The 20,837-nt window shown below is 42.4% G+C and carries 20 protein-coding genes and 1 other RNA gene; 11 read left to right on the top strand and 10 right to left on the bottom strand.

Going from position 1 to position 20,837, the window contains the following annotated elements:
* Positions 1–85 precede the first annotated feature (85 nt).
* Together C4S39_RS06005 and C4S39_RS06000 are read right to left on the bottom strand one after the other, a co-directional pair.
* Positions 86–1,774 carry a multicopper oxidase family protein gene (locus C4S39_RS06005; RefSeq protein WP_103966128.1) on the bottom strand — a complete coding sequence of 563 codons (1,689 nt, stop codon included), beginning with the start codon at positions 1,772–1,774 and terminating at the stop codon, positions 86–88.
* A gap of 163 nt (positions 1,775–1,937) precedes the next feature.
* Positions 1,938–3,707, bottom strand: coding sequence for a hypothetical protein (locus C4S39_RS06000; RefSeq protein ID WP_103966127.1), 1,770 nt, complete (start codon positions 3,705–3,707; stop codon positions 1,938–1,940).
* A gap of 689 nt (positions 3,708–4,396) precedes the next feature.
* Here C4S39_RS06000 and C4S39_RS05995 point away from each other — a divergent pair.
* Entirely contained in the window at positions 4,397–5,932 is a 1,536-nt protein-coding gene (locus C4S39_RS05995) for an ankyrin repeat domain-containing protein (protein WP_103966126.1), read from the top strand.
* Positions 5,933–6,065: 133 nt separating this feature from the next.
* On the opposite strand, the gene C4S39_RS05990 is transcribed toward C4S39_RS05995, so the two are convergent.
* The gene (locus C4S39_RS05990) at positions 6,066–6,233 is read right to left on the bottom strand and encodes a hypothetical protein (protein ID WP_258039309.1); all 168 of its coding nucleotides are present in this window, start codon (positions 6,231–6,233) and stop codon (positions 6,066–6,068) included.
* 177 nt (positions 6,234–6,410) lie between these two features.
* Between C4S39_RS05990 and C4S39_RS05985 the strand changes: the two genes are divergently transcribed.
* Both C4S39_RS05985 and C4S39_RS05980 read left to right on the top strand, forming a co-directional pair.
* Positions 6,411–6,653: a type II toxin-antitoxin system ParD family antitoxin gene (locus C4S39_RS05985; RefSeq protein ID WP_103966125.1), complete on the top strand. Its 243-nt coding sequence runs from the start codon at positions 6,411–6,413 to the stop codon at positions 6,651–6,653.
* Positions 6,654–6,947: a type II toxin-antitoxin system RelE/ParE family toxin gene (locus C4S39_RS05980; RefSeq protein ID WP_103966124.1), complete on the top strand. Its 294-nt coding sequence runs from the start codon at positions 6,654–6,656 to the stop codon at positions 6,945–6,947.
* Between the two features lie 6 nt (positions 6,948–6,953).
* Here the strand turns inward: C4S39_RS05980 and C4S39_RS05975 are convergent, their stop codons facing one another.
* From C4S39_RS05975 to C4S39_RS05945, 7 genes are all read right to left on the bottom strand, one after another.
* Complete coding sequence (locus C4S39_RS05975; protein WP_103966123.1) at positions 6,954–8,039, bottom strand: tyrosine-type recombinase/integrase; 1,086 nt, start codon at positions 8,037–8,039, stop codon at positions 6,954–6,956.
* A 152-nt stretch (positions 8,040–8,191) separates the two neighbouring features.
* Entirely contained in the window at positions 8,192–9,607 is a 1,416-nt protein-coding gene (locus tag C4S39_RS05970; RefSeq protein WP_258039308.1) for a replication endonuclease, read from the bottom strand.
* Between the two features lie 238 nt (positions 9,608–9,845).
* Positions 9,846–10,206: a transfer-messenger RNA gene (ssrA, locus tag C4S39_RS05965) on the bottom strand.
* Positions 10,207–10,296: 90 nt separating this feature from the next.
* Positions 10,297–10,944, bottom strand: a complete 648-nt coding sequence (locus C4S39_RS05960) for an HAD family hydrolase (RefSeq protein WP_103966122.1) — start codon at positions 10,942–10,944, stop codon at positions 10,297–10,299.
* Positions 10,945–10,973: 29 nt separating this feature from the next.
* Complete coding sequence (gene ubiG, locus C4S39_RS05955) at positions 10,974–11,681, bottom strand: bifunctional 2-polyprenyl-6-hydroxyphenol methylase/3-demethylubiquinol 3-O-methyltransferase UbiG (RefSeq protein WP_103966121.1); 708 nt, start codon at positions 11,679–11,681, stop codon at positions 10,974–10,976.
* Between the two features lie 10 nt (positions 11,682–11,691).
* Positions 11,692–13,032 (bottom strand): TRZ/ATZ family hydrolase, encoded by a 1,341-nt coding sequence (locus C4S39_RS05950; protein ID WP_103966120.1) that lies wholly within the window; start codon positions 13,030–13,032, stop codon positions 11,692–11,694.
* A gap of 72 nt (positions 13,033–13,104) precedes the next feature.
* Positions 13,105–13,773: an OmpA family protein gene (locus C4S39_RS05945; RefSeq protein WP_103966119.1), complete on the bottom strand. Its 669-nt coding sequence runs from the start codon at positions 13,771–13,773 to the stop codon at positions 13,105–13,107.
* Positions 13,774–14,218: 445 nt separating this feature from the next.
* Between C4S39_RS05945 and C4S39_RS05940 the strand changes: the two genes are divergently transcribed.
* The 8 genes from C4S39_RS05940 (at position 14,219) to C4S39_RS05905 (ending at position 20,834) form a co-directional block, all read left to right on the top strand.
* Entirely contained in the window at positions 14,219–14,950 is a 732-nt protein-coding gene (locus C4S39_RS05940) for an ABC transporter ATP-binding protein (protein ID WP_103966118.1), read from the top strand.
* A 19-nt stretch (positions 14,951–14,969) separates the two neighbouring features.
* Positions 14,970–15,713, top strand: a complete 744-nt coding sequence (locus C4S39_RS05935; protein ID WP_103966175.1) for an ABC transporter permease — start codon at positions 14,970–14,972, stop codon at positions 15,711–15,713.
* Between the two features lie 18 nt (positions 15,714–15,731).
* Complete coding sequence (locus C4S39_RS05930; RefSeq protein WP_103966117.1) at positions 15,732–17,093, top strand: GldG family protein; 1,362 nt, start codon at positions 15,732–15,734, stop codon at positions 17,091–17,093.
* Positions 17,090–17,947: a DUF4340 domain-containing protein gene (locus tag C4S39_RS05925; RefSeq protein ID WP_103966116.1), complete on the top strand. Its 858-nt coding sequence runs from the start codon at positions 17,090–17,092 to the stop codon at positions 17,945–17,947. The genes C4S39_RS05930 and C4S39_RS05925 overlap by 4 nt, the downstream gene beginning before the upstream one ends.
* A gap of 14 nt (positions 17,948–17,961) precedes the next feature.
* Positions 17,962–18,795 carry a bifunctional DNA-formamidopyrimidine glycosylase/DNA-(apurinic or apyrimidinic site) lyase gene (gene mutM, locus C4S39_RS05920; RefSeq protein ID WP_103966115.1) on the top strand — a complete coding sequence of 278 codons (834 nt, stop codon included), beginning with the start codon at positions 17,962–17,964 and terminating at the stop codon, positions 18,793–18,795.
* 162 nt (positions 18,796–18,957) lie between these two features.
* Positions 18,958–19,770 carry a pyrroline-5-carboxylate reductase gene (gene proC / locus C4S39_RS05915; protein ID WP_181023762.1) on the top strand — a complete coding sequence of 271 codons (813 nt, stop codon included), beginning with the start codon at positions 18,958–18,960 and terminating at the stop codon, positions 19,768–19,770.
* A gap of 186 nt (positions 19,771–19,956) precedes the next feature.
* The gene (locus tag C4S39_RS05910) at positions 19,957–20,532 is read left to right on the top strand and encodes a YggT family protein (protein ID WP_103966113.1); all 576 of its coding nucleotides are present in this window, start codon (positions 19,957–19,959) and stop codon (positions 20,530–20,532) included.
* Between the two features lie 11 nt (positions 20,533–20,543).
* Positions 20,544–20,834, top strand: coding sequence for a DUF167 domain-containing protein (locus C4S39_RS05905; protein WP_374953016.1), 291 nt, complete (start codon positions 20,544–20,546; stop codon positions 20,832–20,834).
* Positions 20,835–20,837: the final 3 nt, after the last annotated feature.

Raw genomic sequence — 20,837 nt, 5'->3', positions numbered from 1 at the left:
AATGGATAGAAAAGTTGTTTGATGTAGCCGGCCTGTTGAAAAACCCCTGATACAGTCGGATCGGCATCGCAAGTTGTTCTGATGGCTAATGACTATGTGCAATCGGCGTGTTGATCACTTCTTCGATTTCCATCATGCCTAAGTCTTCGTGATCGAGAATGTGGCAATGCATGACAAATTTTCCGGTGTAGGTCTGATAGTGCGTATACACATTGGTCACCGCCGGGCCTTGCACCAACAGCGTATCTTTCCAAACCATTTGCGGTTTACCGTCCGGACCGATTCGCTGCCACTGGAATGGATTGACATGAATATGAAATACATGCGGTAACGGTGGAATAGCACCCGGTACTGCAGCCGGATCACCAACGGTCGTGAGCGACCACATATCGACAGCGCCTAACTCCAATTGACGTACATGGTCGGGATTAAAAGCGCGGTAATTGACTTGGAAATAATTTTTTTTGCCTGCCATGTCCTGACCGAGCTTGAACGCAACTTCCTGCACGCCTATAGCTTGTTTGCTCAAATCGAGATTGCCAAAGGGCGCCAGCGCAGCCATTTCCTCGTTGGTTGGCAAAGCCATGTCGTTGGTTTCGTCAACGACTTTCAGAATGGCCAGTAAATTTTCCGGTTCATCAGCTTGCCGTAGCGATTTCAAACTAGAGGTCGGCTGATCGATGATGCGATATTCTCCTGGCTTCATGCTGGCTTTAATCAAGATGTCGCTACGGTAGCCCGGCTGCAGATCGATCGGCGTTCCTGCTTTCCAGGTATCAATGCGCCCTAGGTAATTGCCGTCCAAAGCAATTTCATGTAAATCATGCTTCTCAACCGCGAATGCGATGGATTCACGAAAAGCGGTATCGATCAAACGCCAGCGTTGTACTTCGCCGCGTTTCATGGTGATGATCGGAACGATCTGGCCATTGATAGTGATACGCCGGTGCGAGCAAGGCCATGTGTCCTTGTTGGTGGCAGTGCTGCAATCTTTCGGATTGGGTGTGGATGGGCCAGGGAACAGGCTGGTGATATTGTTCAGTTCGCCTTTCTGATTGTATAAAATCGTTTGCAGTACGAAGATTTTTTCGTTGGCATTAGCGGCCAACAGCGCTTTCGGCGTGGTACTTGGATTATCCTCAATTACAATGGCGCCAGCCATGCCGCTGCCGACCTGAATCGATGTCGAGCCATGTGCGTGGGCATGATACCAATAGGAGCCGATCGGATGGTCTTTCGGCAACGTCACTTCATAAGGGAAATTACTTTGCGGCGAAATGGCGAGCAGTACATTGTCGCTGTTACCGGTGGGCGATACGTGTAAGCCGTGGAAGTGTACGTTGGTGGTATTGAAAGACGCCGGAATGGTATCCAGATAAGCGTTTTGGTTCTCCTGATCGAATTGTGCCTGAATTTCATCGGGTGATTCTTTCGGCAACTGGTTTTTCAACAACAAATTGACGATATCACCTTGCTTGACACGCAATGTCGGCCCCACCAGTTTTCCTTCATAGGTGCGCAGTTTCACGCCGCAACCTGCGATGCTGGTGGTTTTTGGGTCGGTATATTGTACGGTCAGTACAGTTTCGAGCCTACCATTTTGTGCGTGCAGATCGGGTGGATTCTGGAACGGTTGCTTGCCGTATTTTTCAATATCGATGGGTTCGTAGGCACAAGAGGGATGATTTTTTCCCGCCGAGGCAAAAGAACTACCAAGCAGTAAAGTGGACACGATCAATAAATTCTGTAGGTATTTTTTTGACAAAATTTGCATAGCTTTTCCTTTACTTGAAAATTCTACTGTATTGCACCTTTAATATCGGGGAGGATTATCTTGGGAGCAACATAGCTGTTTGTAAACCGTAGCATAATAGTAATGTGCATCGTTTCAACCTGCGCAACTTGGTAACACAGGTTGAAACAGCATGACATTGCTTTTATGGTTTACTAGTCACGATAGGGCTGGCGTTGAGGAAACCCCAAATGAAGTCTGTTTGCATTACCATCAGGTTGGGACGGCTGTTGTTATCGTTGTAGAACCAGAACGGATTAGGGATACCGTGATGGCTGCGTGCATAGCCAAAGTCGGTCAAATTGCGCTCAAACACTGATAATGCAAGAAAATTAGCTGAGCCATCGCCATTCAGTGCCGCACCTGCTCTTGCGTGACAACTAATACAACTCGAACCATCCATAAAACCAGCTTCGGTTACCGAATTACCCAATAGCGTCGATTGACCCATTGAGTTAACAAACTCCACTTGCGAACCTTTGAGGCGGAAGTTACGCCACGCAATATCCTCCGGATCAGGTTCAATCTGACTCGTGCTGCTGCCGTCGCCAATATTTAATTGAATTAGCAGCTTGTCCCATTCCGGGCGAATTTTTTCCAACGGATAACTTTTGTCAGAATTGAAAACGATACTGGGAGAGTTCAATTGATCGCTATGTTGATTGGGTTTGGTGTAATTATCTGCAGTGCCAGCTGGGCGATTCTTATCGCTGCTTGCATAACCGTAAGCATCATTGCAGCCGGTGATATCACAACGACCTGGCAGGCTAATATGCTCGAAGGTGGTCCATACCCAGTTGGGAATATCTTTAGAAGAAATATGGAATGCCACTAGGTGATGAATCCCTTCCAAATTGCAAGTGAGGGATGATTTGCTGATACCAAGCGCTTGAAGATCAATCTGTGTCTGTAATAATTTGCTAATGTACTGCTTGGGGTCCTCCGGCAATCCAAGTGCAACAGCAAGATCATGATGCAGCCAGTTACTCTTGATCATGATGGCATCTGGCGGTAAGTCTATGCGCGACAACGCACCGGGCTTCCCGCCCTGAGACGAATGATTGGCTAAATGATAAGGTGCTTCTGTTTGCAGATTTTTCTGATTAATCTTAAATATATCTATTACGCCGTTGGCATTATATAAATTATTGGTGAAAAGGTAATCATGAAATACCTTATTGCGAATGGTCAGCTCAGCATTTGTCTGACGAATGACGCGACCTGTACTTTCTGCATCGGATGGATTAAATTTCTTTATGATATCTGGTATCAGATCCTTAGTCTTACCATCGACAGATACCGCAGAACAGGAAGATATCGGTGCATCTGTTGCTTTCTTCATTGACTTCAATTTAACCATACGACCGAGGGGATTAAGTACGTCATGGAAGGGTAGACGGGTATCGCGCTGTAAAGCAGGATCGCGCGCCTGCACTTGCGCTTCCTCTGTCAAAGCATCAGTCAGACTTTTGAGTTTAGCGGCGTGCTGAACCCCTGGATAAACTGGACAATGATCGAGATCGTTGTTTGTTGATCCAGGTTGACAACAATGATCTTTACCAGGGGCTTGTCCAGACTGACAGAGTGCATAGGGCTGTGCTGGCCAATTGTCGTTCTCATCAGCCCAGTTTGACCAGAATTTAGCCTGAACTGCTTCGGCAAATAGCTTCCAGGAAAACATATCCGGACAAGTCATGGCAGCATTGCTTAGTATCTTGCCTGTATTGCTATTAATGGTAAGCAATTCACCATCTTTAACAATCATTGAACAGTATTCAGCATCCTTAATACCGGCCTGAAAATACAAAATTGAATCTACACTTGTAGGTTTATAGTCATCCGCATGGACAGATTGAATGCTACTCAAGGTAATGCCAATCAGAATAATAAACAGTAAATGAGAGCGCAGGATCATAGTGTTTCTTCCAATTAATAAGGAGGGATAAAAAGTTACTGAAGGATCGTAAAAGAAACTCTGTATCGATATCTCGCAGAAAAAAGCGCTTTAAACGACCTTAATCGCTCCTATCCTCATCTAAAAATGTGCTATTAGGTGTCAAAAATCAACATGCAATAAAAAACCCGCTATTACGCGGGTTTTAGGATTGTGTTAGATGTTCTCGGATGTTTAAATGGTACGGCGGGAATCGAACCCGCATCTAATTCTAAAGAATTAATCATTTACTGTTAGCCTTTGTTATTTATGTGCCAATCTTTTTACCCAATTTGGTTGATTCTGTAAATTACTCTAAACCCTATAATACAATTTCTCAATATTTTATTCTTAACAAAGTAATTCAATTTTTTACTCAGAATTGGATAAGCACTTGCTTATAAGAATAAAGTAAGTTTAATATTTAACACGATATAGTAGCATTTTGAAAAGATTCAATCTACTTAGAAACTTTAGATAATTATTTTCGATGGTTTCTCAAATAAACGATAAATCATAAAATTAACAAGGCTGTGTTTAAGTTGTAAACGGGAAGGAATTAGAATTTATTTATTCTTAAATGAATTTTTTGCTGATCCGGTAAATAGCTTTAGCATGTATTATATATTATATGATATTGTAATTTCTTAATGTTTTGAAACAATTATGTTATGAACCAAGATTTTTATTATAAATGTAATAAACTTTCTTTATCTTCTTCAATTCTTTTAATAATATGGTATTTTTTTGGTATTAATATTTCAAAAATAGATTATCTTCAAAATTTTGACATTCAAAATCAACAAATAACATCATATATTTTATTATCGATAATTGCGCTTTGTAATATATTAAGTCTTATAGAATATTCAAAAAATGATTACAATTCTTGGCAATCAAATCTTCAATTAATAATATTCATAGCAATACCTCTAATTTCCCTTGTTATTATTTACCCGAAATTAATTGAAAACACTTTTCTTCAAGAAACTAATAGATTAGATCTCATCATACCTTTCTTATCAGCTATTTTCTCCACAATAGCTGCGCTGCTACTGAATGTTGTTATAAATACTACGTTGGTTTTTTATAAATTTAAAAAATCAATATCTCCCTTCCTGTTAATAATGATGGCGTTTTTTGGCACTATGGTAATCGTTGGAATTGCATCTATCAATTGGTTTAACGGAGAAGAAGAAATAGCTATTTTCCCCGTTCGCTATTTAATTTTTGCAATTGTATTTTTGATCCTCTTCACAATCTTAGCTCCAAAGAGAAAGATATTTTCTATTGAAAATTTGGAGACTATGAAAAAACACTTAGCATATATTGATAGGGATGATGAAGTTTTGGAATATATTTCCTCCTTAAGGAAACCATTTTCTGTACCAAAAAAAAGAGCTTTTAAATACATCATGTCGAATATAAAAAGAGACAGGGAAGAGCAAAAAAAATCTACCTTTCCAAGATTCACTATGCTTGAACAAATAGCTTTTCAGGAAGGAAATGCCCACCCTGTTCCTTTCATTGAAGGAGCTAATGATAATGATTCTATTATAAGAGTTGATTTAATTAAAAAAAATACTCAAGAAATTATAAAAACAGATGATATTAAATTTAAATACGTAAAAATGGCTTGTGAACAAGCTCCAAAATTAATACCTGGGAATGATATAAGAAGTTTTTTTAATTCCATGGCTTTTAAAGCTTATACACTTCAGATAACTCATGAAAAAGATCCAAATGAATTGATGTTTGAATATGCTTTTAGCGATGCAACTAACAGTAACTTAAAAGATTTATTTAAAAACAGAAACCCTATGATAAATTTTATTGCTCCAAATGGGTGGTCATCTTTGCTGGTATCAGTAGCAAATGGAGCAGAAAAAAATGCTAAATATTTATTACAAAAGGCTGCAGACCCAAGTATATCAACAAAATATGGTGCAACGCCTTTACACTTTGCAGCGCAATACGGCAAATTATCTTTGTGCAAATTGCTCATACATTATAAAGCCGATGTAAATCAACGTGATTTCGCTGGTCTCACAGCTTTGATGTTGGCTTCAAAATTAGGTCATACATCTATTGTCAAATTTTTAATTCAATCTGGTGCAGATTCTCAACTGATTGATAAAAATAAAAAGTCAGCGCTTAATTATGCAATGGAAGGTAACTATGGTGAAATTTGCAAGCTACTAAAATAAAAAATAATTTTCAATAAAGATGTTTTCATAAGTAATGAATTAGTTAAACGAAGATTGAATGTTAAAGCAACCAAAAAGCTAAGTTATATTTTATTCGCACATAAGTCGGTGTCAGGTCCAGAATGAAGAATTATCATTTTTTATCAAGCAAGAAGTGTTTGAGCTCGTATGCTTCAATTAGTGTAACCAGAACATCCAGTTTCTTGCCTTCCGGCGTGTTGAAATCTGCTGTCATCAGTGATTCTGTTTCTTTTAGTGCTTCGCGGTAATCGGCATCTGTTTTGATGGGTTTGATGTTCATATAGGTTGTTCCAAGTGTTAAATCGTTTATCCATTAATTTGACCATAGCTTACATCAATGAAGTTGAGCCGATTGATAATCAATAGACTTGAACATACTAATATGCTTATTTATTGTAACGTACCAATAAATATTATAATTCAATATTGATGTTTGCAATTTTGCATGGAGGTGGTTATGCCTGTACAAAAGAATACGAGTGTGACATTGGGCGAACATTTCGAGAAATTTCTGGCCAACCAAATTGAAACGGGGCGCTATGGTACGGCCAGTGAGGCCATACGGGCAGGGTTGCGTTTGCTTGAAGAGCGTGAAACCAAATTAGAAATATTGCGCCAAGCTTTGATTGAAGGCGAACAGAGCGGCTCATCCAACTATTCTTTGCAAAGCATCTTGGATGAATTGGAAAGTGAAGATTAGATGGGATCATTTATCCTCACTCAAAAGGCAAGAAGTGATATGCGTTTAATTGGACGTTACATATGCAAAGAATTTGGAAAGGTACAGCAAAGAAATTATCTAAGGCAACTTGATCTGGCTTTTTATGATCTCGCTGACGAACCGGAACTAGGTCATTTATGCGATGATATCAGTAATGGGTACCATAAATATGGTGTTGGTAAACATTTAATTTTTTATCACTATAAAGAAAAAGATCAAATCGAGATTGTGCGTATTCTCCATGGTCGCATTGATATTGAGCAGCATTTATAAGTTAGTTCATTTTGATTGCGGAATCCATCGGCCATAAACTTTGATGATCATGCTCCAATCTTTGTGTCCCATTTGCTGGGCAACCCACAACGGTTTTTCACCTTTTGAAAGTAATGTTGATGCAAAAGTGTGGCGGGTTTGATAAGGATTGCGGTATTTGATATTTGCTCTTTTCAGTGCCGGAATCCAAACATTCTTGCGGATAGGTTGATCGTTTTTCCAGGGCTGGTTGGTTTGCGGATTATGGAATACGGTTTCGTTTTGTTTTTCTGTAAATGCTTGCTGATTAAGCAAAGCTTCTTTGGCTTGTGGTTGAAGTGTGACTTCCCGTTTTCCCGATTTTGTTTTGGTGTCTTTCAGTTGGCCGCGTACATGAGCTTGTTTAATAAATATTCGGTTTTGCTCAAACTCAACATCTTGCCAGCGTAATGCGATGAGTTCGGAGGTTCTGAGGCCTGAATAAAAAGCAAATTGAATCAAGTTTCTTTCTTGGCCTTTCAGTTCGTTTAAAATTTTGGTGATTTCGTCTTGCGTGAAAGGTTCGGGTTCACGGGTTTTGTTTGGGAGGTTTTTAACTCTTGAAAGTGGGTTCTTGTCAATAATTTCATCAAGGTAGAGCTCTTCATACATTTGACGAAGTGGGGTCAGAATGTTGCTTTTGCGTTTGTTGGAGCAGGGGAGTTCAGATAACCATTCCTTTATTTTGCTGGCAGTCAGTTCGGAAATAGTGAGACTGCCAAAGGTTGGAATCAAATGGTGATAGATGGCGCTGTTATAGTCTTGCAGGGTGCTTAATTGCAGTTTTGCTTGATTGCGTTGCAGCCAGCTTATCAGGGCTTCTTTGATCGTGTAGAGATCAGGATGATTCTTTCTGAATTCTTTGGTTTTCTTGCTGTACGGAAAATGCCGGTTGTAATCGAAAGTGCCGGTCTTGATTTCGTACTTGATGGATTGCAGCTTAAGCGCCAGTTCCTTTTGCGCGGTTTTGGTTGGAGGTATGGGTATTGATTCGCGGCAGCGTTCACCTTGATAGGTGAACGATATCTGGGCGCTATTGCCGCGGATCGTTATGCCTCTTTGCCTTGCATCCATAGATTTGCAGCCTTCATGCTTATGAAAATTCTGCCATTCGCAGATTTAAACCAGTGAATTCCAAGAGAAACAGCTCCGGCGTGACATTGCGTGCGCTCGGCTTGCGCCTCGCTCCTTAATGTCACGTCCTCGCTGTCGACTTTGAAAAGCATCTAAACATGTTTGCGTGTGCTATAGCTCGATCCTTTCCAAAGTATTCCGGATACGCGCAATGGAGCAGAATCGCCATAATGTCCGGTTGCCGGGGAATATACTTCGCCATTCATTGGATTTAATCGCTTGCTCTCATCGTAGAATGGTTTGATAGCATGGAAACGATGCGCAGTTTCAGGGTTTCCCATCGCCAGCATGAAAGCTGCCCAATCGCTGGCAGTTACTGATTGACGGATGGATTCGAGTTCCGGATCGTCGGCTTTGTCGAGTTTTCTCAATTGACGCCATACGGTCACGCTCGGGCCGCCGATTTGCTGAAACTGGCGAATGCCCCATGTATTGGCCCATGCGGTAATACGCTCGGCTGCTTTTGCAGCATCATTGCCATACAAATCCTGATCGAGTGCAAAGCCGTCTATGTTTTTGGAAACGTACTTGGCGATGTAACCCACTGCCGTGCCTTTCGCTGGATCAATCGACTCCGCTTTGAAACGGCGTTCTTGCGCTCCTGGTTCGTTGCCATTATCGAGAAGGGCGTAATGAAGCATGACTTTTCTCACGGCTTCGCGGTGTTTTTCCGGCATGAATAATAGTAAATGCCAATGCGGGGTGCCGTCGTGATGCGGTTCGACTACGCGGAAGCCATAGGGTTGAATACCCTGACGATGCAATTCAGCGCGGATCAGTGACCAAATATGGGTGAGGTATTCGTGCGCTTGTAAAACGCTGGTGCCGTCATAGCGTGGATTGGTTACGCCATGATGCAGACACGCATGCATGCGCGAAGGGGTGGTCACGGTATAGAATTCGCCCACATGCCCCAGATGATCGGCCACCATTTCAAAACCTCTGATACGGGTCATCAATTCAGCACGGCGAATGGCTGGATTGGATACCGAACGATCGGCTAGGGTCTGCAGGGAAAAAATATCGCCGTTCTGGTTACTTACAAAATTCGTGGCCAGATACAGACGATTTCTTTCCTTTTGTTTGCGTTTAGCATGAATGATGAAGTCGCTGGCATACGTGCCACGCAAGCGGCTGACCAACTCAATATTTCTGGCTATGGTTTCAATCTTGCGTAGTCGTAATATTTTTATTCTGCGAAACCACCAGTGATGACAGCACATGCGAATCAGTGCCGGTTCCAAATTATCGCCTTTAATGGATGGCCGCTTGACTTGATAATGATCGACTATGCGCAAACAGGCTTGATAAGCATCAGAAGGTGATTTTGCGCGGTTGCGTGCCAGATAACATTTTTCTGCATAACGCCGGGCGGCATTGAGCAATTCTTCATGATCAGCGCATAAATTTAAATCTTCAATGCGCAGCTGATTATAAATATCTTGCAGTTCATGGTTTGCTTGCCCAAAGTTGGAACGTTCAGCCGTTTTGATGTAGTGAGCCGCCAAGTCTCCCGCAATCGGGGAAAGCTCGCTGAAAATATGGCGCCGTATGCGACGGCAATTTTCTGTTCCATAGGCTGCGCGGTGTGATTATCGGCATAAACAACTTGTGCCAATTTTGTGTCATTTTTGTGCCACAACCGAGGCCTTTGGAGACCTAATGGGGTATTTGTGAGACCGGTACTAAGACCCTGTTTTTTATGGGTCTTAGTTGGTCTAAGGTGGTCTGAGTTAGACCGGAAGTTGGTGGAGACGGCGGGAATCGAACCCGCGTCCGCAAGCCCTCTACAGACAGTTCTACATACTTAGCCATGTTATTTAGTTTGACCTGGCAACCGCCAACCGGCAGGCTGATGACAGGCGAGTCACCTTGCGTTTAACGTTCTATAAAGTAACCCTATAAAACGCGATCCTCGTTAGTAACTCTGCTGTCTGTTGCCAGACCCGGCGTTGAGGCCCATCGGTGCAGAGGCTAGCCGAATTAAGCGGCTAAAGCGTAGTTTTCGTCGTTTGCGACTATTGTTTTCAGATGGATTTACGAGGTAATCTGATCCTCGGTATGCCCTGCGCTGCTTTGCAACCCACGTCGAAACCAGATCGTCCCCGGTATTCGTTTTGGTAGTGCTTAGGATGGTGATGAAATCTAAAAGTTCAAGTTCTGCGTTGATATTCTAACAGAATTAATAAGTATTTCTTTACAGATGAACCAGCAATTCTTCGGGGTGATCGATCAGGTGATGTGCACCCCAGGTTTCAGGGGCTTGATCAATGCCCAGATAGCCATAGCGTGCAACGATGGATTGCATGCCGGCTGCCAGACTGGCTTGAACATCGCGAATGTCGTCTCCTAAATAAATGCAGTGAGCAGGGGAGATGATCATTTTGTTGCTGGCTGCCAGGAGTGGTGCAGGGTGTGGCTTGGTATGAGCGGTTTCGTCGCCACATATGACACAGGCAACTCGCTGTCCTAGCCCAAGTGTTTGGATGAGTGGATGTGCAAAACGGGCAGGTTTGTTGGTGACAATGCCCCATGGTATATTCATCATTTTCATTTGATTCAACAACGCTTCTACGCCCGGAAACAAACAAGTGTCGTGACACAGACACTGGGTGTAAAAATCCAGAAATTCATCGCGCATGAATTCATAGCCCTCATCACCTGGTTTGATATTAAAGCCGAGTCCTAGCAATCCTCGCGACCCAGCGGATGCCAACGGACGGATCTGTTCAATGGGGAGTTCAGTGAGGCCTCGTGCAGTGCGCTGTCGGTTTAAGGCATGACCAAGATCAGGTGCGGTGTCGGCTAAGGTTCCATCAAAATCAAAGAGAACAGCTTCAATCATTAAAGTACGCTTGCTGAGATTGATGGAAGTTAGTTGCGGTAAGCCATGATGTAGTTGACATCGGTATCCTCTTCCAGTGCATAAATTTTAGTGAAGGGGTTGTACGTCATGCCGATCAGTTTTTCATCGATCAGGCTGGCATTACGCGCCATGCGAGCAAGCTCGGAAGGTTTGATGAATTTTGCATACTCATGCGTACCGCGCGGTAATAGATTTAAAACATATTCCGCGCCAATAATTGCAAATAGGTAGGACTTCGGGTTGCGATTGATGGTTGAGAAAAATATCCAGCCATTTGGTTTGGCTAATTGCGCGCACGCGCGAATAACGCTCATTGGATCGGGCACATGCTCGAGCATTTCCATACAAGTGACAATATCGTAATGCTGTGGTTTTTCTTGCGCCAACGACTCTACGGTAATTTTGCGGTAATCAACGTCATAGCCGCTTTCCAACAGGTGCAGCTTGGCAACCTTGAGCGCTTTATCACTGAGATCAATGCCGGTGACATGTGCGTCCATTGATGCCATGCCTTCGGATAGAATACCACCGCCACAGCCGACATCCAGTATGGTCTTTCCCATTAATCCATTTGTCAGATCATTAATGTAGTTAAGGCGTAATGGATTGATTTCATGTAAGGGTTTAAATTCACTGTGCGGATCCCACCAGCGGTGAGCGAGTTGGCTGAATTTTTCAAGTTCCAGCGGATCAGCATTGATACCGTCATTTTCCATACGTGTTCCTTTAAAGCAATTGTTTTGACGTTGCTGCGATACGTTCTTGCCACATGGTTGCGCGATAGTGCAGTTCAGCTTGGTTCAGCGTCTTCAATTCTTTATCTTCAAGCAGCATTCTACCATTTACCCACACATGGCTCACGTGTTCGCGGCTAGCCGCATAGACTAAATGTGAAACGGGATCATAGCAAGGAGTAAGATTAAGATGAGAGAAATTAATGGCTGTGATATCGGCTGCTTTGCCAACGATTAATGAACCAGTTGATTCACCTAATCCTAGAGCATTAGCGCCGTTCAGAGTGGCCATTCGCAGCACTTGATGGGCGGGAAGGGTATCAGCCCGACCACTGTTTGCTTTAGCCAGCAATGCTGCGAAACGCATTTCTTCAAACATATCCAAACGATTATTGCTGGCGGCACCATCTGTGCCTAGACCGACATTAATACCTTGATTGACTAATGATGGAATGGACGCAAATCCGCTGGCCAATTTCATATTAGATGAAGGACAGTGAGCAATGCTGCAATTATATTGATGTAACAATTTAATTTCGTGGTCGGTCAGGTGCACCATATGTACGGCAATTAAATTGGGACTGAGCAATCCTAATTGCTGCATGCGTTCTAAGGGCCTTACGCCACTGGATTCCATGCTGATACGAATTTCATCCTGGGTTTCGTGTAAATGGATATGAATCGGGGCATTGAGTTGTTCTGCATAAGTCAGAATGCTGCTGAAGGTTTTGTCGCTGACGGTATAAGGCGCGTGGGGTGCAAAGCAGAAAGATAACAGCGGATTATGTTGATACTGGTCGCGCAATTCCAATCCTTTGGCCAGATAATCATCCGCATCGCTGGCATAAGTTGTCGGGAAATCAATGACAATCATACCAATAGCAGCGCGCATTCCTGAGCTTATTGTAGCTTGCGCGCAGGATTCAGGGAAAAAATACATGTCATTGAAGCAAGTGATGCCTCCTTTGATCATCTCGGCACAAGCAAGCTGGGTGCCATCCAGTACAAATTGTGCGTTGACATGCTGATTTTCTGCTGGCCAGATATATTTATTGAGCCATTCCATTAGAGGTAAATCATCAGCAAGCCCCCGCATGAGAGTCATGGCTGCATGAGTGTGCAAATTGACCAATCCCGGAATCAGAGCATGATCGTTTAGAGTGAACGTTTGTTGTGGCTTGTAACGTTGACTGGCTTCGGCAATCGGAAGGATATTTTTGATGATGCCGTGATCAATTGCAATGGCATGTTGATTTAATACAATTTTAGCGGGCTCAACAGGAATAATCCATTTCGCTTCAATTAGTGTATCAATTTCTTCCCGATTACTCATGGGCTGGTAATAAGAAAAAAGCCCTGCGGAATGTGCAGGGCTTTTTTAATAAAAATAATAAATTAATCTGACTTATCGAGTGCCTGCTACTTCAATTTCAACCCGGCGATCAGGTGCTAAACACTCAATCAACGCTTTGGATCTTCTTTCACCGGCACAACTGTTACCTGTTACCGGATTGGCCTCGCCTTTACCATCAACAAAGATGAGGCTTGGATCTATGCCTCTTGATACCAGATGCGATTTTACCGATTCGGCGCGACGTAGCGAGAGTGCTTTGTTGTATGCATCCGACCCAATGCGATCAGCATAACCCACAGCAATGATGAGATCATATTTTACACCCTCTATGCCCGTAACGAATTCATTAAGAGATTGGATGCCATTGGGTTTTAATTTTGAGCTATCAAAATCAAATAAGGCATCGGCAGAAAATGTGATTTTTTCAGGCGGTAGTATAACAGGCGGAGGGGCCTCTGCTACGACTTCTGGTTTCTTGAGCAAATCCGGATCACATTCATGAATAGCCATCGCCGGTGTCCAATAGCTGGTGCGCCAGCATAATCCGGTCGAGTTTCTTGCAACCTCACCACGGCCATCAATACTGTAAGCTTGCGGCTTAGCTGCTGCGGCGTCTGCCGATTGATCAGCGTTTGCTTCTTGTGCTAAGACAGCACCAGAAAACATTGCTGATATAAGAACCATTCCAATAAGAGTATTTTTGGCTGATATTTTTTTCATGATGTTGTCCTTTAATGAAAACTATGTTTCTGAGAATTCTATCGGTAATGCAAATAAATGCTTTACCATTACAATTGAAAGTCTTTGCTATTCTACTACTTCGAACTAATTAGTGTTCTATTATCAGTTTGTTTGTACATTATCGCAAATTGATATGTTGTTTAGTTGCAACAAAGCTGTACTGTGCATTAAAGTGAAATGAGTGGATTAATATGCTTAAGTAGTAGAAATTATATAGTTTTCATATTAATAATCAATCGAATCAGCATTCCAGTGAAAAGAGAAATATTTCTTTGTTTCATTTGTTATTGTGGCAATTAAGCCAAAACTAGCAATTCCAGAGTTATTCGAAATATACTATTCAGTCAGGCAATTCGAACTGCGCAATCTTGCAATTAATTCATCAGTTAAGTGATTTATTAGGCGATTATAGGAATTTACTGGTATGGTCGATGTGACGGGGCTGGTAACTTTGTCCACGCAAAATCTGCATCGTAATTTTGGACATCATATTGCGGTATGTGATGTTAACTTGCAATTAAGGCGAGGAGAAGTATTGGGGTTGCTCGGACCTAATGGTGCAGGTAAAAGCACTGCCATGCGCATGTTGACGGGAAATCTTGCGCCAAGCAGTGGCAGTATAGAAATCTGTGGCATCGACTTATTGGATAAGCCGTTAGAAGCCAAGGCGCATTTAGGTTATCTGCCTGAGATTCCACCGCTTTATTTTGACATGACGGTCAATGAATACTTATTGCTGGCTGCTCGATTACATCGCGTTAATAAACAAGTTATGCAGATTGTATTGAAAAATGTAAAGCAACGCTGTGGTTTAAGAGATAAGGGGAAGTATTTGATCGGAACGTTATCCAAGGGCTTCCAGCAACGGGTTGGTATTGCGCAAGCAATTATACATAACCCGGATGTGATTATATTGGACGAACCTACGGTTGGCCTTGATCCTAATCAAGTACAAGAAATAAGATTATTAATTAGAGAATTAGGTAAAACGAGCAGTGTTATTTTATCAACGCATATTTTGCTTGAGGTAGAGAATGTCTGTGACAGAGTGCAAATCATGCATAAAGGGGCGGTAGTTTTTGATCAAACCATGATCGAATTGCGACAACAGGATGCGAGTCTGGAAGACATATTTGCGCAGCTTACGCGATCATGAATAAACGGAAATGTTTGTCATGCTAGCAACTATTATCCGTAAGGAATTAAGAATGCTGTTTATTTCTCCTTTAGCATGGATATTGCTCGCACTGATTCAGCTCATGTTTGCAGGTTTCTTTCTGATGCGCTTGGATGCTTTCCTTGAGATACAATCACAATTACTGCAAGTGATCAATTCCCCGGGAATTACAGAGATTGTTATTTCTCCCAGCTTTGCATCAGCAGCGATTGTTTTGCTGATGATAACACCGATACTATCGATGCGCTTACTGGCTGAAGAACGCCGTAACCACACCCTGACCTTACTTATTTCTGCGCCTGTTTCTATCATCGATATCGTACTGGGTAAATTTCTCAGCATAATGATTTTTTTTGCGCTCGTGATTATGCTGATAATCGCATTATCCATATCATTGCGGATAGGCGGTATGTTGGATTTCGGTTTGTTATTCAGTAATGCGATAGGATTATTTCTGCTGACTGCGTGCTTTTCAGCGCTGGGTCTTTATATTTCAAGCCTAACGGCACAACCGGTGATTGCTGCTATTGGTTCTTTGGGGATGCTATTAGGATTGTGGATGATTGATCTGGTTGCAAATGAAACAAATGGCTGGATGCATTATATTTCTTTACTGAAGCATTTCAGATATTTTAATCAGGGTTTGATTGATACCTTAAGCATCGCCTATTTTATATTGTTTATCGTGACCTTCTTGGTGTTGACAATTCGTCACCTGGATGAAGAGCGTTTACATGGATAGGTAATTTGACGATACGTCATGATCATACTGAATAAGAAATTACGGCGGCATTACCGGATACAAAATGGCGTATTTGTTATTTTGTTATTATTATTGATCATAATGCTTGGTTTTATTGCAGTGCAATATCGTTTCCAATGGGATGTCAGTCAGAATGGACGTAATAGTCTGAGTGAAACCAGCATTGAAATTCTACAAAAACTGCATGCTCCGATCCTAGTTACGGCTTATGCAACTGAACAGCATGCACAGTTAGGTGATATTCGGAAAATTATTGCCGATTTTGTTGCGCTTTATCAGAGAATAAAGCCGGATCTTTCCTTAACGTTTATTGATCCAGTCGAACAACCCGTGCTGACGCAACAAGCTGATGTGAAAGTCAATGGTGAATTGGTAATCAAATATAACCAAAGGACTGAGCATCTTACTACTATCAATGAGCAGGCGTTTTCCAATGCTTTGATGCGCCTGGCACGAGCAGAAAATAAATTGGTCGTTACATTGAGCGGTCATGGAGAGCGTCGGCTGGAAGGGGATGCTAATTACGATTTAGGTGAATTCGGCAGATACCTTCGTACCAATGGTTTTAGTAGTCAAGCAACGAATCTTGCGATTGAGCAGGATATTCCCATGAATGCAAGCTTATTGCTGATTGCCTCACCTCAGACTGACTTGCTGCCGGGAGAGGTCGATAAGCTCCTGAATTACATTGACCGAGGTGGAAATTTGTTATGGTTGGTTGACCAGGAATCACTGCGTGGATTACTGCCGTTGACGGAGAAATTGCGTTTAACGCTTACACCCGGCGTTGTGATTGATCCTCAAGCCGGACAACTTAAAGCACCGATTACATTTTCCCTAGGGGCAATTTATGGGCGGCATGCAATAACCAATGATTTTAATTATATTACGGTATTTCCCTATGCGCGTCAGATTACAATAAATGAAAATGAAGATTGGAGCAGTGTTGCACTGGTTGAAGCAGCTCAACAGGGGTGGATAGAAACCGGTGATCTGAATGGAAACATTACGTTTGATCAAGCGACTGATGTGTCTGGTCCGGTTACCATAGCGGTTGCATTGACACGTAATATCAGCGATCGCGAACAACGCATTGTCGTTGTTGGTAGTGGACACTTTCTAGCCAATACGTATTTGGGAAATGGCAGCAATCTGGATTTTGGCATTAATCTGGTTAACTGGTTGACCGGAGACGAAGAATTAATGGTGATACAGCCACGTGCAACGATAGATGGCAGCTTGATTTTGAGTGAATCTGAGCTTACTTGGATTGCCGTGGGTTTTCTTGTATTACTACCAGCGTTTTTCATGATATGTGGGTTCTTTATTTGGTGGCATCGTAGAAGAATAACAAAATGACACACCACTCCCGTTTAAATCTGATCATGCTTGTCACTATCGGCGGCTTAGCGATATTTCTCTACTTTAGACCGCAATCTGCCGCGATTCAGCAATATTCGACTTCTACCACTGCTGCTGATGCGGTACAGAGCTTACGCATCCTGAATAAGCATCAAGAAATTGTTCTCAAGCAATCGAATAATCAATGGCACTTGATAGAGCCGGTGCAAGTACGTGCAGATGAGGAAAAAATCGGAAAAATTCTGGAAATTTTAACGGCGAGTAGTTATCAGCGCCTTGCACTGGAAAATCTGGAGCGTTTTGGTCTGGATCAACCTTATCTTCAGCTGCATGTAGATAATGAATATTTTGGTTTTGGCGGATTTTCACCGACAACCAATCAGCAATATCTTGCGACCAATGATTTTGCTTACTTGATTTCACCGCGCTATGCGCTGGCACTCCCGTTAACTGTCAGCGATCTGATTAACCCCGGATTGCTAGTGTCCGGAGAAATTCCTGTCAGGTTTGAAATGGAGCGATGGACGGCAGAATTTCAAAATGACGGATGGCGCATAATCAAGCATTATTCTGATGATGAGCTTGACGATGAAATACCGGAAAAGTGGATTCAATTGTGGCAAACTGCCCGAGCTGAGGCACTGAAATTAGAGAATGAGCTTGATTCTGATTGGGTCGAAGCGGGTGTCATTCGAATCAGCCTGCAAAGTGGAAAAGTAATAGAGTTTAAGATTCTGCAAAATAAATATTCACTCGTACTGTTGCGCATGGCAAAAGGGATTGGTTATCAGTTTCCGATTAAATTGGGACAGCGACTAATTAGCCCCCATGCTATAGTGCTAAATCAATAAATCTCTGAACGCTGATGCCGGAATTGCCAGAAGTTGAGACGACAGGTCGTGGTATTGCCCCGCATTTGACTGGCCAAGTGATTGCAAGCGTAATTATTCGTAATGCGATGCTGCGTTGGCCAATACCAGAAAATTTACCTGTATTATTGCCGGGATTGACGATTCAGAGAGTGACGCGCCGAGCTAAATATTTACTGTTGGATTGTGGTAAAGGAATGCTGATTCTTCATCTGGGTATGTCAGGCAGTTTACGTGTTTTGCTGCCAGAATTGATGCAATTGCCGGAATCCTCACCACGCAAGCATGATCATTTTGATTTAATTCTTAATAGTCAAACTGTACTCAGGTTGCATGATCCCCGCCGCTTTGGTGCAGTGCTATGGCATGCAGGGAATGTTGCGCAGCATCCGCTTTTGATGAATTTGGGGCCGGAGCCGTTGACGGCGGATTTTAATGCGCAATATTTATTTAGAGAGACCAGGGGATTGCGAGCGTGTATCAAACAAACTCTGATGAATAGTCGTGTGGTAGCGGGTATTGGTAATATTTACGCAAATGAAGCCTTGTATTTAGCCGGGATCAATCCTAAAGCAATCGCTGGCAGAATCGGAATAGGACGTTATGAAAAATTGGTTCAAGCGGTTAAGCATACTTTGCAGTTGGCAATCGAAGCTGGAGGGAGCAGTTTGCGTAATTTTGTGCACAGTGATGGAACCCGGGGATATTTTCAACAGCACTATTGGGTTTATGGGCGTAGTGGTAAACGATGCAAGCAGTGTTCAAGCGTAATCAAGCAGATTAAGCAAGGCCAGCGTTCCAGTTTTTATTGCTCAGGTTGCCAGCATTGAAGAAGATTATAACTTGAATCGAGTTGCAAATTTTTTGCGAGGGGAGGGTTGTCTTAACCGAATAAATTTCGGGAGATTGCTTCTACCTATTGGATTGAGGGAGTTTTTTAATATGCAAGTTCTTTCGTTTTATTGATGAATCAATCAACTAATTACAATGTTATGAATATTACATTCATTGGTGGCGGTAATATGGCGTCTGCATTAATCAGCGGATTGTTGCAACAAGGTTTTGCAGCAGAGCAATTGTATGTGGTCGAAATTAATGTAGAAAATTGCGAAAAGCTAAAGCTTGAATTTGGTATTCTGGCTACGAGCGATCTTGCCGAGGGCGTCGCAAAGAGTGATGTTGTTTTATTATCTGTGAAGCCGCAGCAATTACATGAGTTGACTCAAGATGTTATGCCCTTGTTACAGAATCAATTGTTAATATCGATTGCTGCAGGCATTCGTGCATCAGATATTATGCGTTGGCTGGGCGGTTATGAAAGAGTGGTGCGTGCTATGCCGAATACCCCCTCACTGGTGCGCTCAGGTGTTACGGGTCTTTATGCTGCTTCAAGTGTGAATGAATTGGATAGAAAAAATGCCGAGTCGATTTTAGCTGCAGTGGGTTCGACACTGTGGGTGGTAGAAGAGGAAATGTTACATGCAGTGACTGCAATTTCCGGGAGTGGGCCCGCATATATTTTTTATTTTATTGAATCCATGCAGCAAGCGGCGATAGAATTAGGGTTAACGCCGGTTCAAGCCAGACAGCTCAGTTTGCAAACTTTCTTGGGTGCTAGTAAGTTGGCTAGTTTAAGTGATGAAGATGTGATTACGTTGCGCGCCCGGGTAACTTCAAAAGGCGGCATTACCGAACGGGCGATTCAAGCTATGGAAAAAAGTGATATTAAGCATAAGATCATGGCTGCCATTCATGTTGCAAGTGATCGCTCCCATGAAATGAGTGATGAGTTCGGTAGAAGATAAGGTTTAAGAAACCAGTTGGAATTGCTTAACAAGTCATTGAAAAGTTCTTTCTTTTTCTTTCCAAAAGATCGATATAAAGCAAAAGCAGACGATAAGGAATAGTTTTTATTATTCCTATCTGTAGTGCCGTAATGCAACGCAGATGGCTTTTCAATGGTTTTAATTATCGTTTTTTAGGAAATATCTATGTCCAATCAGATCTTGGTTTTTCTTCTTGATACCATTTTGGGGTTGTTTTCTTTGGCGTTATTGCTGCGTTTTTATTTTCAATTACTGCGCGTTCCTTACTACAATCCAGTATCTCAGTTTCTGATTGCTGTAACTGATTTTATTGTAAGGCCCACACGTCGTTTTATTCCCGGTTGGGCGGGTATTGATTTATCTACGCTGATGCTTGCCTGGTTACTGGAATGTATTGTCGTGACCATTATGTATGCGATGCAAGGTTATGACCTTGAAGCTAATATTATTACCTCATCGGGGGTAATCGGATTGCTGGGTATTGTTGAGATTATTAAAACAACCCTTTATATAGTATTGTTGATGATCATCGTGCAAGCTGTTTTGTCCTGGGTCAATCCGAACAGTCCGCTAGCACCATTGCTGAATAGTTTTACACGTCCATTTCTCGCCGTTTTTCGTAAACATATCCCGCCCATTGCGAATGTGGATTTGTCGCCGCTATTCGTATTGATTTTAATTCAGGTACTGTTAATGCTGATTGCGGGGGTACATATGGAAATCGCTGCAATGCTGTTATAGGTATGCCGCAAGTGAGCTGGTATCGATATGATGGAACAAACAATCTTGTTCTGACATTGTATATTCAGACTGGCGCAAAAATTACTGAAGCAGCGGGCTTATTCGGAGATGCCCTTAAAATAAGACTTGCAGCTGTACCTATGGAAGGCAAGGCGAATGCGACATTGATTAAATTTCTTGCGGCGCAATTCGATGTGCCGGTCGGACAAGTAAGATTGAAACAGGGTGGCAAATCGCGCCATAAAGTAATCGTGATCCATCGATCTATGCATAATCCCAGTGTACTATCCAATATTGTATAGGGA

The sequence above is a fragment of the Nitrosomonas ureae genome (genome assembly GCF_900108305.1).
Lineage (GTDB): Bacteria > Pseudomonadota > Gammaproteobacteria > Burkholderiales > Nitrosomonadaceae > Nitrosomonas > Nitrosomonas ureae_B.
Note: the sequence above shows the minus strand (reverse complement) of the source record. Positions and strands in the feature narration are given on the sequence as shown.

Coding starts and splice junctions, on each gene's coding strand:
- C4S39_RS06005 (WP_103966128.1), bottom strand. CDS start 1,774: ATGCAAATTTTGTCAAAAAAATACCTACAGAATTTATTGATCGTGTCC.
- C4S39_RS06000 (WP_103966127.1), bottom strand. CDS start 3,707: ATGATCCTGCGCTCTCATTTACTGTTTATTATTCTGATTGGCATTACC.
- C4S39_RS05995 (WP_103966126.1), top strand. CDS start 4,397: ATGAACCAAGATTTTTATTATAAATGTAATAAACTTTCTTTATCTTCT.
- C4S39_RS05990 (WP_258039309.1), bottom strand. CDS start 6,233: ATGAACATCAAACCCATCAAAACAGATGCCGATTACCGCGAAGCACTA.
- C4S39_RS05985 (WP_103966125.1), top strand. CDS start 6,411: ATGCCTGTACAAAAGAATACGAGTGTGACATTGGGCGAACATTTCGAG.
- C4S39_RS05980 (WP_103966124.1), top strand. CDS start 6,654: ATGGGATCATTTATCCTCACTCAAAAGGCAAGAAGTGATATGCGTTTA.
- C4S39_RS05975 (WP_103966123.1), bottom strand. CDS start 8,039: ATGGATGCAAGGCAAAGAGGCATAACGATCCGCGGCAATAGCGCCCAG.
- C4S39_RS05960 (WP_103966122.1), bottom strand. CDS start 10,944: ATGATTGAAGCTGTTCTCTTTGATTTTGATGGAACCTTAGCCGACACC.
- ubiG (WP_103966121.1), bottom strand. CDS start 11,681: ATGGAAAATGACGGTATCAATGCTGATCCGCTGGAACTTGAAAAATTC.
- C4S39_RS05950 (WP_103966120.1), bottom strand. CDS start 13,032: ATGAGTAATCGGGAAGAAATTGATACACTAATTGAAGCGAAATGGATT.
- C4S39_RS05945 (WP_103966119.1), bottom strand. CDS start 13,773: ATGAAAAAAATATCAGCCAAAAATACTCTTATTGGAATGGTTCTTATA.
- C4S39_RS05940 (WP_103966118.1), top strand. CDS start 14,219: ATGGTCGATGTGACGGGGCTGGTAACTTTGTCCACGCAAAATCTGCAT.
- C4S39_RS05935 (WP_103966175.1), top strand. CDS start 14,970: ATGCTAGCAACTATTATCCGTAAGGAATTAAGAATGCTGTTTATTTCT.
- C4S39_RS05930 (WP_103966117.1), top strand. CDS start 15,732: ATGATCATACTGAATAAGAAATTACGGCGGCATTACCGGATACAAAAT.
- C4S39_RS05925 (WP_103966116.1), top strand. CDS start 17,090: ATGACACACCACTCCCGTTTAAATCTGATCATGCTTGTCACTATCGGC.
- mutM (WP_103966115.1), top strand. CDS start 17,962: ATGCCGGAATTGCCAGAAGTTGAGACGACAGGTCGTGGTATTGCCCCG.
- proC (WP_181023762.1), top strand. CDS start 18,958: ATGAATATTACATTCATTGGTGGCGGTAATATGGCGTCTGCATTAATC.
- C4S39_RS05910 (WP_103966113.1), top strand. CDS start 19,957: ATGTCCAATCAGATCTTGGTTTTTCTTCTTGATACCATTTTGGGGTTG.